Source organism: Treponema sp., from assembly GCF_052169735.1.
Classification (GTDB): domain Bacteria; phylum Spirochaetota; class Spirochaetia; order Treponematales; family Treponemataceae; genus Treponema.
In genome coordinates this window covers 1-12,538 of the sequence record NZ_JBQNBW010000071.1, presented here as the reverse complement: position 1 = coordinate 12,538, position 12,538 = coordinate 1, and the positions used below count along the sequence as shown (strand labels likewise).

The 12,538-nt window shown below is 42.5% G+C and carries 18 protein-coding genes; 12 read left to right on the top strand and 6 right to left on the bottom strand.

Annotation, left to right across the window (positions count from 1 at the left end; translation table 11 throughout):
- Positions 1-215: 215 nt before the first annotated feature.
- The 3 genes from ACTTJ8_RS10280 to ACTTJ8_RS10270 all read left to right on the top strand — a co-directional run bounded on the left by ACTTJ8_RS10280 (position 216) and on the right by ACTTJ8_RS10270 (position 1,690).
- Positions 216-503, top strand: a complete 288-nt coding sequence (locus tag ACTTJ8_RS10280; protein WP_442716930.1) for a flavodoxin — start codon at positions 216-218, stop codon at positions 501-503.
- Between the two features lie 124 nt (positions 504-627).
- Positions 628-759 carry a hypothetical protein gene (locus tag ACTTJ8_RS10275; RefSeq protein WP_442721120.1) on the top strand — a complete coding sequence of 44 codons (132 nt, stop codon included), beginning with the start codon at positions 628-630 and terminating at the stop codon, positions 757-759.
- A complete protein-coding gene (locus tag ACTTJ8_RS10270) occupies positions 749-1,690 on the top strand; it encodes an alpha/beta hydrolase (RefSeq protein WP_442721119.1) in 942 nt (313 codons plus the stop codon). The genes ACTTJ8_RS10275 and ACTTJ8_RS10270 overlap by 11 nt, the downstream gene beginning before the upstream one ends.
- A gap of 37 nt (positions 1,691-1,727) precedes the next feature.
- On the opposite strand, the gene ACTTJ8_RS10265 is transcribed toward ACTTJ8_RS10270, so the two are convergent.
- The 3 genes from ACTTJ8_RS10265 to ACTTJ8_RS10255 form a co-directional block, all read right to left on the bottom strand.
- The gene (locus ACTTJ8_RS10265) at positions 1,728-2,000 is read right to left on the bottom strand and encodes a winged helix-turn-helix transcriptional regulator (RefSeq protein ID WP_280452066.1); all 273 of its coding nucleotides are present in this window, start codon (positions 1,998-2,000) and stop codon (positions 1,728-1,730) included.
- A gap of 50 nt (positions 2,001-2,050) precedes the next feature.
- Complete coding sequence (locus ACTTJ8_RS10260) at positions 2,051-2,908, bottom strand: SH3 domain-containing protein (RefSeq protein ID WP_442716932.1); 858 nt, start codon at positions 2,906-2,908, stop codon at positions 2,051-2,053.
- Positions 2,909-3,245: 337 nt separating this feature from the next.
- Positions 3,246-3,740 (bottom strand): TetR/AcrR family transcriptional regulator, encoded by a 495-nt coding sequence (locus tag ACTTJ8_RS10255; protein ID WP_442721118.1) that lies wholly within the window; start codon positions 3,738-3,740, stop codon positions 3,246-3,248.
- Between ACTTJ8_RS10255 and ACTTJ8_RS10250 the strand changes: the two genes are divergently transcribed.
- The 8 genes from ACTTJ8_RS10250 (at position 3,627) to ACTTJ8_RS10215 (ending at position 9,075) form a co-directional block, all read left to right on the top strand.
- On the top strand, positions 3,627-4,142 hold the full coding sequence (locus tag ACTTJ8_RS10250) for a flavodoxin (protein WP_442721117.1): 516 nt from the start codon (positions 3,627-3,629) through the stop codon (positions 4,140-4,142). The genes ACTTJ8_RS10255 and ACTTJ8_RS10250 overlap by 114 nt on opposite strands.
- Positions 4,143-4,256: 114 nt before the next feature.
- Positions 4,257-4,712: an NADPH-dependent FMN reductase family protein gene (locus ACTTJ8_RS10245; RefSeq protein ID WP_442721116.1), complete on the top strand. Its 456-nt coding sequence runs from the start codon at positions 4,257-4,259 to the stop codon at positions 4,710-4,712.
- 452 nt (positions 4,713-5,164) lie between these two features.
- On the top strand, positions 5,165-5,746 hold the full coding sequence (locus ACTTJ8_RS10240) for a DUF4405 domain-containing protein (RefSeq protein ID WP_442719850.1): 582 nt from the start codon (positions 5,165-5,167) through the stop codon (positions 5,744-5,746).
- A gap of 411 nt (positions 5,747-6,157) precedes the next feature.
- Positions 6,158-7,072 (top strand): hypothetical protein, encoded by a 915-nt coding sequence (locus ACTTJ8_RS10235; protein ID WP_442721115.1) that lies wholly within the window; start codon positions 6,158-6,160, stop codon positions 7,070-7,072.
- Positions 7,073-7,135: 63 nt separating this feature from the next.
- Complete coding sequence (locus tag ACTTJ8_RS10230; protein WP_442721114.1) at positions 7,136-7,879, top strand: hypothetical protein; 744 nt, start codon at positions 7,136-7,138, stop codon at positions 7,877-7,879.
- 18 nt (positions 7,880-7,897) lie between these two features.
- Positions 7,898-8,110, top strand: a complete 213-nt coding sequence (locus ACTTJ8_RS10225) for a hypothetical protein (protein ID WP_442716846.1) — start codon at positions 7,898-7,900, stop codon at positions 8,108-8,110.
- On the top strand, positions 8,110-8,319 hold the full coding sequence (locus tag ACTTJ8_RS10220; RefSeq protein ID WP_442716845.1) for a DUF4261 domain-containing protein: 210 nt from the start codon (positions 8,110-8,112) through the stop codon (positions 8,317-8,319). The genes ACTTJ8_RS10225 and ACTTJ8_RS10220 overlap by 1 nt, the downstream gene beginning before the upstream one ends.
- A gap of 69 nt (positions 8,320-8,388) precedes the next feature.
- Entirely contained in the window at positions 8,389-9,075 is a 687-nt protein-coding gene (locus ACTTJ8_RS10215) for an HD domain-containing protein (protein WP_442716844.1), read from the top strand.
- Between the two features lie 532 nt (positions 9,076-9,607).
- Here the strand turns inward: ACTTJ8_RS10215 and ACTTJ8_RS10210 are convergent.
- Positions 9,608-9,976 (bottom strand): hypothetical protein, encoded by a 369-nt coding sequence (locus tag ACTTJ8_RS10210; protein ID WP_442719845.1) that lies wholly within the window; start codon positions 9,974-9,976, stop codon positions 9,608-9,610.
- 3 nt (positions 9,977-9,979) lie between these two features.
- Complete coding sequence (locus ACTTJ8_RS10205; RefSeq protein WP_442719844.1) at positions 9,980-10,546, bottom strand: hypothetical protein; 567 nt, start codon at positions 10,544-10,546, stop codon at positions 9,980-9,982.
- Positions 10,547-10,572: 26 nt separating this feature from the next.
- Between ACTTJ8_RS10205 and ACTTJ8_RS10200 the strand changes: the two genes are divergently transcribed.
- Positions 10,573-10,698 carry a hypothetical protein gene (locus ACTTJ8_RS10200; protein WP_442716842.1) on the top strand — a complete coding sequence of 42 codons (126 nt, stop codon included), beginning with the start codon at positions 10,573-10,575 and terminating at the stop codon, positions 10,696-10,698.
- Here ACTTJ8_RS10200 and ACTTJ8_RS10195 read toward each other — a convergent pair.
- Complete coding sequence (locus ACTTJ8_RS10195; protein ID WP_442721113.1) at positions 10,685-12,346, bottom strand: leucine-rich repeat protein; 1,662 nt, start codon at positions 12,344-12,346, stop codon at positions 10,685-10,687. The genes ACTTJ8_RS10200 and ACTTJ8_RS10195 overlap by 14 nt on opposite strands.
- Between the last annotated feature and the right edge of the window lie 192 nt (positions 12,347-12,538).

The window sequence follows — 12,538 nt, the reverse complement described above, 5'->3', positions numbered from 1 at the left end:
ATGATACAAGATAATTCTATGACTTTATTATACGAGGGTTTAATACCCCGACGCTTGCGTCGGGGTTGTTGATTGCATTGACGATTGCAAAAGTAATAAATGCTGATGTGTTTAAAATCGACACAGGGGATCACTATCCGCGCGATTATAGCAAAGTGTTTGATGTAACGAATGTGTAGAGCAACGAAAAAACGTAAGACCGAAGCTTACCTCGCATGTTAGCAACATGGCGCAGTACAATACGGTTATCATTTGCTGTCCCGTATGGGTGGTACAAAATGCCGCTCGCTGTACAGTCATTCTTAGATGAATACGATTTAAGCGGCAAGACAATCTATCTTTCTGTTACTCATGGGGGAAGTCGGAGTGCAGGTATCGAACGCGAGATTGCAGCTGCAGAACCGAAGGCAACAGTGAGCAAGAATATGCTCATCTTGAACCGCAGTGAAACCGGGCAAAGTGAAAAAAAGATTATAGATTGGGCAAAAGGATTAGCACTCTAGTGAAAACTTCTGTTTAGTTATGTTGACACTCAAGCAGGCGGTGCTAGTTTTGCAAAGGATCCTGCTATTATGGGCTGGTTATTTAAAGCTCGATAAAAGGCGGTAACTTTTAAGGCGGAACGGTATGTGGAATGAAGAAGCTATTTCCTCTGTTGTGCTGCCTGTTTCTTTCGTTATCCTGTACGGCACAAACGGCAGAGCAAGGCAGCAGTGTAAAAACTACCGGCATCGCATCGGGAGGGCGGATGAAAATTGAAGATATTACCGCGCAAACCGCGATTGACCGCGTTATTGCCGATATTGATTTTTCTCCCTGGGGAAGGCTGATCTTCCCGGCGGATTCAGGTTATTGGAGCGGAACAACACTCGGCTCTTTGCTGTTGAGATGGTATAGCCATATCGATGCAGCAAAGACGGTAGAGATCATCCGTTATTTTAAAGCTCAAAGCCTCCGGGGCGAGCCGGTCTTTTTTGACATCTACACGGAAGTGGAAAAACAGCGCGATCCGCGAAAACGGAATACCGGGTTCTTTTTCTTTCGCGGTAAAAAAGGTGCAAAAAGTGCAATCTGCAGTGCAGGCGGCGGCAAGGGTGATATTAAGCCGCTCATCATTGTTGCCGCAACATTTGACAACGGAAATGAGCCGCAGGATTTTGCCCGCAGTGTCGAAGAATTAAGCGTGTTCCATAACGATTTTCGCGATGCGCTGCTGCCTTTTATCGATTCTCACTTTAATACAAATGCATCACGGAATAGCCGGGCATTCAGCGGTTTTTCACTGGGAGCTGTTACTACATGGTACGAATTTTGTTACAATAACGATCTTATCAAGTATTTTCTTCCCTTAAGCGGCGATTGCTGGATTATGGGAACCTACGGCGGGCGCTATCGGCCCAAGGAAACCGCTGACCGGCTTGAACAAATTATCCGGGAAAAAAGATATACCGCTTCGGATTATGAAATCTACGCTGCAGTCGGTACAGGCGATCCTATCTGGGATCAGGTAAACAACCAACTGACCGAAATGCTGACCCGCTCCACTTTCAGCGGGGGAATATACGCTACGCCGTCAAACAGGGAGGACGCCATGACTATGATGCAATCGCCGAATACCTGTACAACGCACTGCCGCTGTATTTCGGAAATTAGCTTTTGCAGAACAAATCGGTCATTTAACAGACTGTAACAGTCTCTTTTGCATAGGAGAAAGAATGTGATAAAGCTTAACTGCTTTTTCCTTTTTGCATTTTATGTAATTCGGCGATATAACTCAACCCGAAAATCTCAATCTCGTCTAATACTTTTTGAAATTTAGTTCCCCATTTACTTAAAGAGTATTCAATATGAGGCGGGACTTCGGCAAAGACTTTTCGGTCGATTAGTTTATCTTTTTCAAGCTGACGCAGCTGTCTCGTTAAAACAGTTCGAGTTGTTGCAGGCATTAATCTTTGAAGTTCATTAAACCTTTTTGTGCCCTTACTCAGATGATATAAAATGATAATCGCTCATAAGATTTGAAAAACCGAATTTTTTTGATCTATAATTTCTAATCTTCAATTTTTATAAAATCTTTCCCGTCCCACCGGTAAGATATGCGCTTGTAAGACATGCGCTTGATTCTGGGAGCCGATTCCTTGCCGTTTTCCCATCTTATATAAGTATTGATATGTTCTATCCTGTCTCCGTTAAATTCAAATTTTTCGACTGTTTCATGGTGTGTTTCAGACCAACTGTTGGAAAGCGTCGCAAAATATTTTAATGCTCCGTTTGCAAAATAAAAATACCGTGCTTTAGACCAGCCGTCGCCTCCAACGCTTGAATCGCCGAAGCCGCTTCTTGCAACAAGAAACGATACATTCGGCACCAAATCTTCGCATTTGACTATCGAATAAGACGTATCTTCCGCAATGGGGTTTTTATAAAATTTTTCTAAATCAATATGCTCAATATGTGATTTTTTTATCAGCACATGATTTTTATTTACATTATAAAAACTTGGATGGACATCGGAAACCGCCCCTCCTTTACGTTCGGTAATGCAAAGACATGCAAAAATCTCATCTTCCCCGTCGTTATCGAGATCCCCTACAGCCTCTTTGCAGGAAATATATCGACCGCAGATATAACCCGTCCCTTGGGCGCAGGAGATTTTGTACCACGGTGCATAATAGCTTTCCTCTAAAAGCCATTCCCAATCTTTACTCCATTTGATAATACGAACCGCATCGCCTGCATTCAGCTGAAACAGTTTTTCGCCGGAAAGGCTCGGCGTCGAGCGGACATTCACTTTGTTCTCTATGACATAATGATCCCAGCTATTGGCGTAATCTACGGCGATGTACTTTTGTGCATACAAGCCGAGTGAACTCATAATAAACAGCAAACAACAAATCGGTTTATTCATTTTTATAGTCTCCCAACTATATTCTGCGTTATCCCTTTTTAAGGTCAAGAGAGTATCGGGAATGCGGCAGATACACCTATAATAACAAAAATTTCGTTAAACTGCTATAACGGCAACGGAAATGTCTTCAATGAATTCCGCCATGATGTACGATGACTTGCCTGCGCCGAAGGTGAAAGTGAAAAAAAAGCAATCAATAAGTCCATATCGGCAAGGTATTCACCTTTCTTTTCCTGTTTGCTTTGATATTTTCAAGTACTTCAATGATCACCTGATTAAGTTCAATAACCGGGAATCTGTATATGATTAACCGCGATCATACTTTACTGCTGCCGGTTTAATGCAAAAAGCCCTGCATGCCGAAATCCATGAGCGTCGCCGAAATTTCGATTATCCTTTCGAGCGGAATTTTTCGTCCGTCCCGAACCCATTGCCGATACAGATAGAGCGGCGTATTGAAAAAAGCGCGGACGATATTTTCTTCATATTCGTTTTTGCAGGGCAAGACGGAAGATTGTTTGTAGGTTTTTGCCAAAACTCTATTTTGCATGCGTTCGCGAATATAATCGAAGCGGCTGTCACAGGTAACCTTTTTGAAAAACTCGTCCTGCGCTTCCATATATTCGAAAAAGCTTCGCACTAATACAGCCCCGTCGTTTTTATAATCGTAGCCGGCGATAAGAGCGCTGTAGCGGTCGGAATGTTCGGTTTGAATTTCGTGCAGTACATCGTCGGGAGAATCGTAGTGCAGATAAAACGTATTGCGTTTTATGCCGGCACGTTCAGCGATCTCTTTTACCGTGATTTTTTCATACGGGAGCTCGCATACCATATCTTTAAATACCGCGCGAATCGCATCTTTTGTACGTTCGACGCGGCAAGCGCACAGACAAAATCGAAATCGCTCGTCTTATATTTTTCTCTTGCGGGCGAACAGTACGCGGTCAGGAACATCAAAGAAGGAAATACCGCCATCATCGCGAAGATGATTGCCGAGCAAACGGGTGCGGATATTTTCGAACTTGAAACCGCTGCGGCGTATCCGATTAACGACCATAAAGCCCTGCTTGATACGGCAAAGGCCGAATTGAACTGCAAAGCACGTCCCGCGCTCAAAGCCGACGTACCGAACTTCGATAGTTACGACACTATTTATATCGGTTATCCCATTTGGTGGGGTGATCTTCCGATGTGTATTTATACGTTTATGGAATCCCATCAATGGAAGGTATAACTTCGGCAACCAAATAGGGTTGCCTCGTTAACTGATGAGTTTGCTACAAGGCAAACTCACTTATTGACGTGTGCGCTATTGCGCACGAATTGAACAACTTCCAAAGTTGATACTTTGTTCAGTTGTTCAATTTTAAGGAACGGTAAAACCGTCATTCCGTTTTGTACCCACGAAGGCAGCTCCCTTGCCGGAACCGAAAGCAGCATCCGTTCTACGTGTAAGGGAGCAACGCTGCTGAAAGGGCTCGCCGTTTTCACTGCTGCCGGTACAGTCTGTGCTCAAACATCCGGTACAGTCAATGTGCAAACGGCGGCACTTCAATTTAATTTGGAGCATAGAACGGTAAAGCTTAATTCGGGGTATGAGATGCCGGTACTCGGCATCGGGACATATCGGCTTTCACAGCAGCAGGCGGAAAATTCCGTGTACTGGGCGCTGAAAGCGGGTATGCGGCTGATCGACACGGCACGAATTTACGCTGGCATATTCAGGAAGGAACGATTGTCTTTCCGCGCAGTACGCAACCGGCTCATATTCGTGAAAACTTTGACATTTTCGATTTTGCATTAACTTCAAGTGAAATGGATGAAATCCGCGCACTCGACAAAGGTAAGCGTTTTTTTACAATGATACTGGAAGAACAGGAGTGCTCATTAGGTGCATGGCATCCGGCAGACTAAGCGCAATGGGAGAAATAATACAAGGTATAACTTCGGCTGCTAAATAGAGCAGCCTCGTTAACCGATGAGTTTGCTCTGCGGCAAACGTCACAGATTGTATGTGCGCGTTCCGCGCACGAATTGAACGCCTTCCAAAGTTGACACTTTGTTCAGTTGTTCAATTTTAAGGAAGGATAAGTATACTCATGGAGGCGCAGTAAACCGATAAAACAAAGTACGCTCCGAATGATGATAGATACCGTGATGACGCTTATTTCACTGATGCTGATAGGCGGCAATTATTTTTTTCCGTGGGCAGGTGTGCATGAAATTTTAGGCATTTCGCTGTTTGTGTTCTAGGGAATGCATGTTGCGCTGAACCGGCGCTGGTATGCTTCGCTTTTAAAAGGCTCGTACCGTCCGTTCCGCATTATGCAGACAATCGTAAACTGCGGTATTCTTGTATGCGCAGTATTTTTGATGATAAGCGGTATTATGCTTTCGCAGTATGTTTTTGCATTTCTGGGTATCAGCTCCGGAGCGAACTTTGCACGGATAGCACACATGCTCGCAAGCCATTGGTACTTTTTATTTATGTCGCTGCATATCGGGTTGCACGCAGGGATGATTTCCCGCCACATCGCAGCAAAGCATCAGCGGACGGCAGAAACAAAAACGGAAGCATCTGTACAGCCGGTACGATTGAAAACGATTATATTGTATACGCTGCTTGCCGGTATTTGCACCTATGGTTTGTATGCATTTATTTCGCGCGACGTATGGCGTTATCTCGTTTTGCAGCAGCAGTTCTTTTTTCTCGATATGGAAAAAGGTTATGCCATATTCTTTACCGATTATAGTGCAATTATCGTCCTGTTTGCAGCTTGTGCTCATTACGGTGTAAAATTGAGTTGTAGTGTAGCAGAACAATGGAGGCACAGATGAGCTTCATGGTATATGTTATTTTAGGATAAATGTTCTTTTCGGCTTAAACAGCGCCTGATACTCCTTTGGGTTTTCCGCCAACTAGACACACCAGAATTGTATATTCGCTTCCGGATCAGATACAGAAACAGCGACTTTACCGTGTGGATCAATATAATCAGATTGTATGTTCCGTTATCAAGTCCGAGAATAATATTTGCTCATATTACCTTAGGATGGTTTTCATCATTCCCGATAGGCTGATTTATTCTGAGCTATGAGAGTGTCGGAAAGCATAAAAAGTTTTTCATCGGAAATTGTATCGTACGGCTTTTCTTCTTCCAAAACGGTTATGATTTCTCTTTGTGAATAGACGGTTTATGTAAGATTGGTTAAAATATCGTGCATAATCATTGAGAAGTGAGGCGGTATATGCTAAAACCGAAAACTGTTATCAGTATCTTTTGTATGTTTGTATTTGCCGTAATCTGTGGGACGCATGCTGTCGCGCAAGAATACGGAAGCGTCGATGACCGAATAATGGATTTTTATAAAACGAAAGACTACCAAAAAGCGCCGGAATTATTGGTATCTTTTTTTAACGAACATCACCCTGACAGAGAAGCCTCGTGGTATTATCCGACGGCATTCTTTTTTTCAAAAATCTTTCCTACGGAGCAATCTTTCAATCAGCTTATGACCATATATGGCAAAAGCGATAGCGAAGAGCGGCGATTCCTTATTCTGGTTGTCAGCCTCAAAGATAAACAGCTTTTGAATAAGCTTTATGAAAAAGAAAACGATGCTTATTTAAAAGGCTTTATCAAAGGTATTATCGATGATAAGACCACGTATGATCCGCTGACAGCCGATATCACTAATTCAACGGAACTCGATATACTCTGGAGTATTTTTTTCGCAACAGGAGATTCCGCACCTATCCAAAAAATTGCCTCGGTGTTAGCATGGGAAGATATTTTTAAGCATAAGATTACGACGTTTACGAGCACTAAAGAACAAAAAAAAGAGCTTATAAAACTTCTTTCCGATTTTGATATTAAATATAACAATGAGGAGATGGATGCCCCCATGGAAGACTGCGATATTTCCGTGTTAGATAGCTATACGGAACATCTTGAAAGTTTTAAAAAACTCATTAAAACACTGAATATAACAGGTGAAGAATTGTACCGTGCATCTATAAAAAATGCAGCCTTTTGGTCGCTCGCCGCTAATTTCAATCGTCATCCTCCGGTAAGAACCGAATGTATGAAATTTGCCGATGATAAAGCTGCTCCTGAGAGGAATCTAATACTTTTTATTTTGATTAAATCTAGTATGTACTAGATTTGAGAAAATACAAACTACAATAATCTCAAAGAACATTAGTAAAATCATTGCGGAGGAAAAATGAAAAAGAAGATTTTTGAGTTTATCAAAAAAGCGGATTTTGTGTTGGTGTTTGTTTTTGTTCTTCTGGGGATTATAGCTCTGGGTTCAGCACTCATCAATGATTTGTTACCGTTTCATCGAACACGTGCGCAGCAGATTGCAGTTGTTGAGGATGTACACGTAGAAATTAAAGAACATCTGGAATTTGAGAGAAAAATAAAAGATGTATATATTTTTAGCGTGAAAAGTTCGGCGATTAAGGCGGATGAAGCATACGGTACGGAAAAATCCAAGTGGTCGGGAGATGGATTTTCGAATGTGTTGGGAAGAGGTTTTGGTGGAGATGGTATCACAAACCTTATTTTTGTGAAAAATAACGGGCGGGAAGAATACAAGTTGTTTCCGGCAAATGTTTTTATCTATAAATATTGCTTAGCCGAGGTTGAGGAAGAGCAACCGCCGAGATATCCTCATGAGTGTAATGTGTATGCCGTCGTTAAAAACGATACAAGGAACGATAAGATTTTGAATAGCGAGGATGATATTGCGCTTTATGTTTCCGATTACGACGGTACGCATGTGAAAGAGATTGCGTCTTCCATAATTACGTTCCGCTTTCTCGGCGGTGAAGAAATCTTGTTTTCAGAATATGACGGAACGGTACAATCGTATTTTGTTTACGATTGCAAGACGAATGTAAAAACACTGATAAAATCCGTAAAGCAGGAGATTATAGAAAAACAAATTGCGCTGTATAAATGATAGAAGGGTAGGCAAAATATGGATAAGATTTTTCAACAGGATTTAACCAAAGAAGAAAAAGTCAGCGGCATTTTTGTTGTAAAGCTCTTGTTTAAAGCGCCGGTAACACTGCCGGCTCGGAAGCAGATGGAAACGGTGATGCAAAAACGGTTGGGAGATGCCGAATGTTTTTCGTACGATTCCGACACTGCCGTAGCACAATTTGCCGCCACTCGATTGAGCCGAACCTGATGGTAAATCATGCATACAACACCGCGTTGTATCTTTTAATAAATGATAACCCCATAGAAACCGGCGACACTATCGACGGCATACCGGACGGTTCAGCACAACCCGAACGATGGATATGCCGCTACGAAGAATCGCTTATCCAGCCTGTGCGCGAAGTCCTCGATATAGATACCGGCGCCTATGCTGCGGGTAACAGACAGTATGAATAAACACAAAAATGATAGTATCCGATCAGTGATGTTGAATATGAAAAGCTGTAAGGCAAAGGCGGATAAGAAATGAATGGAGAAATAACAGATGCTATTATCGAAGCTGCAAAAAAGTATGCGGAAACGTTTTTTAAAACCGATACAAGCGGACATGATTTTTTTCATACAATGAGAGTATGCCGCATCGCGAGCTATATTGCGAAAGAAGAACACGCTGATCCGTATATCGTTCAGCTTGCAGCATTGCTGCACGATGTAGATGATAGAAAACTTTCGCCGGAAACGTATAAGCATAAAGACCGTGCCGTCTCGTTTATGCAAAAACATCATATCAGCAATTTCGTATACCGTTTGATTTGTACTATTATTGAAGAAGTTTCGTATCAGGGAACGGATTCCGTTACTCCGTCTTCCATCGAAGGAAAATGCGTTCAGGATGCAGACCGGTTGGATGCCTTGGGCGCGATAGGAATAGCACGGGTATTTGCATATAGCGGAAGCCGTAACCGTCCGCTGTACGATCCGGCAATAAAACCTATGCTGAGTATGGATAAAGAAACCTATTATCAGCACCAATCTACAGCGATTAATCATTTCTACGAGAAACTATTTTATCTAAAAGATATGATGAATACCGAAACTGCTAAACGCATTGCCGAACAGCGCGAACAATATATGAAAAACTTTGTTACCGTCTTTTTAAACGAATGGGATATGGCAGATTTTATAGAAGGTATAACTTCGGCTGCTAAATAGCGCAGCCTCGTTAACCGATGAGTTTGCCTTGCGGCAAACGTCACGTATTGACGTATGCGCGTTCCGCGCACGAATGCAACAGTCTCCAAAATTGATATTTTGTTCGACTGTTGCATTTTAAGGAAGGTATAACTTCGGCTGCTAAATAGCGCAGCCTCGTTAACCGATGAGTTTGCCTTGCGGCAAACGTCACGTATTGACGTATGCGCGTTCCGCGCACGAATGCAACAGTCTCCAAAATTGATATTTTGTTCGACTGTTGCATTTTAAGGAAGGTATAACTTCGGCTGCTAAATAGCGCAGCCTCGTTAACCGATGAGTTTGCCTTGCGGCAAACGTCACGTATTGATGTGTGCGCTTCCCGCGCACGAATTGAACAACTTCCAAAGTTTACACTTTGTTCAGTTGTTCAATTTTAAGGAAGGTTTATGTGGTAGAGTTTATTGGAGTGGTATCAATAAAGGATTAATTCCGCTCATAAAGAGAGATTAAACTTCGGATTTTTAGTCGAGAGAAAATTTCTATTATGCAGTTATTTTATTTGCCAACAAAGATACATCGCGTATACGAAAGTGATTGCTTGCAAACAAAAAATGCATAAAACAAATGCAGGGAGAATTTCCACATTTATTGAGAATAAAAATGTATACTCAGAGATAATTCTTATTACAATAGGAACAGTACAAACAAAAATTACAAAGTTCAGCGATACGTACATTATGCTTATAAAACGCAGCGCTCTTTTTTTTGTCTTATAAACTTTTTGGGCTGTCGGTTCATTGCGGGTAGGCGGTGTTATTGCCAAAAATTTTTCTACTTTATCCGATAAAATCTGCGCATATATAAAAACAAACGCATAGAGAACGCATAAAGCCGATAAAATATTCGATATATCTTCCATAAATTATTTAAACCGCTCCTTTAAGAACTCGTATGTATCTTCCTGGCAAATATATATGCAGGCCTTATGATCTTTTCCCTGATGCAGTTTTGTTAAGCCGGGCTTTTCTTTTGTTATAATCAGATTTATAAAATCTACAATACAGGAATCGGTAATTTCCAGATAATTTGATTTCGAATTGCTGTGATTATCGTTTTGTTCAAGAATTGAACGTACAGTTTGTTTCAGTTTTTCACTTAAATCAAACTTATGCCGTGCATACGTGTTTTTTATCAGCTGTTTACTCGTGCTGTTCGATGTGTGCAAGAGTGTGCCGATAATTTCTTCATCGGGGGAGGCGGTTTTAAAATAATGCATCAAAAGATTATACAGCCTCTCCAGCCGAAATTCCGAAATCGTATTGGGAATAGAAACGCCGGTAAACATTCGTTTGTATTCGTTAAATGAAGCCTCCGCCATTTTTTTAAGCATATTCTTTAATCTGTCAAGATCGGCATCATCGCAATTAAGATTCCTCATCAACAGTTCATGTTCAGATTTTGAAAGAGAAACATCTAATGTTATTTCCACAGTTTTCTCCATAATTAGCACTCTTTTTGCCGAATGATAATTTTACACCAATCCGCCCGAAAGACGGATTGGTAAAAGTACAAACCGGCAGCTTATTTTTGTTACGCGGACAGTTTGCACGGGTCATGGTTAGCGCCTTTACCTATCGGTAAACCAGTTTTCTTGCGCCCCCATATTGCGTGCACCTGCTTTATACGCAGCAAGCTGATCGCTTGGAACCTTGATGCTGTCGGCAGCTAAGCTTGTACATCCAGAGAAAGCATCCATAAATCCAGCATTATACGTGCACTGTAGCGCCGCAGACGTAAGGCTTGTACAGTCGCAAAAGCATCTTGTCATCTGTGTAACCCCGATGGGTATAACAGGAGCCTTCGTAAGGCTTGTGCAGTCGCAAAAGCAGTAGCTCATATCCGTAACACCGGTGGGTATCTTAGGCGCTTTCGTAAGATTTGTACAGCCGGAAAAGCAGCCTCTCATATCCTTAACACCGATGGGTATCTCAGGAGCTTTCGTAAGATTTGTGCAGTCGGAAAAGCAGCCGCTCATATCCTTAACGCCGGTGGGTATCTCAGGAGCTTTCGTAAGATTTGTACAGCCGTTAAAGCAGTCGATCATATCCGTAACGCCGGTGGGTATCTTAGGAACTTCCGTAAGGCTTGTACAGCCGAAAAAACAGCCGCTCATATTCGTAACCCCGGTGGGTATTTCAGGAGCTTTCGTAAGGCTTGTGCAGTAGGAAAAGCAGCCGCTCATCTCTGTAACCCCGGCGGGTATTTCAGGAGCTTCCGTAAGGCTTGTGCAGCCGTTAAAGCAGTGTTGCATATTTGTAACGCCGGCGGGTATCTTAGACACTTGGGTAAGATTTGTGCAGCCGAAAAAGCAGCCGCTCATATCCGTAACGCCGGCGGGTATCTTAGACACTTGGGTAAGATTTGTGCAGCCGTTAAAGCAGTATTGCATATTTGTAACGCCGGATACAGCTGACAATTTAAGTGCAACTTTTTTCCCGCTGTTATCTTTCAGTATTTTTCCAAGCCGACTCGGTGTTGACTCATTACCATTTAAGTCCGCGGCTGTAAGACCGGTTACTTCGATATAGTGTATGTCGGTAGGTGACGCCGCTTGAAGATAGGTGTGGAGTGCATTAAGCGCAACTTTTTCATAGAGGCTAAAGCTTACGCTTACCTTTGTGTTTGCAGTGATTTTCACCTTTGCGGTAAGGCTTCCTTCTGTGCCTGTCCCTGTTACAAATGTACCTCCTTCAATAGTCCACCGGTCTACTTTATAGACAGTGTTTTTAGGCGTTGCAGTAAACGTTATTTCCGTGTCTTTGACAAATTTATCACCTGAGCTAATTTCCTTTCCGTTGACTGCAGCTGTAAGCGTACCGTCAGCATCTGCAGGCGAGAACGTTATAGAAAATTTCTGTATCTTAAAGTTTGCGCCTACGTTCGTGTTTGCAGTGATTTTTACCTTTGCAGTAAGGTTTTCCTCTGTTCCAGTTCCCGCAGCAAATGTGCCGCCTTCAATAGTCCAGTTTTTTACTGTGTAGCCGTTTTTAGGCGTTGCAGTAAACGTAACGGTTGAGCCTTTTTCGACCTTTGCATTCGTGGCAATCGGCTTACCATCAACTTCTGCTTTGAGTTCTCCGTACTCGTCTGCAACAAAGGTTACGGCGAACGTTTCAGCCGGAGTATTGCTGCTTACTGCCGGCTTGCAGCTGACTGTGAACACTGCGGCAAGCATAAATGCTGTCGCGCCAAGGAAAGCAAAGGCTTTTCGATTAAAGTAGATTTTCATACCTTCCTCCTGTAAAATGGTTTTTCTGTATAAAAAACGCCCGAAATCGGTCTTGTGCCGATTCGAGCGCCGGATACCGAGGAGAAAATAGGTACTGTTGGGGGGTAGAAATGTTCTGTGCGCAGAACGCGCCTAAGCTGACTTCTGACTTCTGACTTCTGACTTCTGACTTCTGACTTCTGACTTCTGACT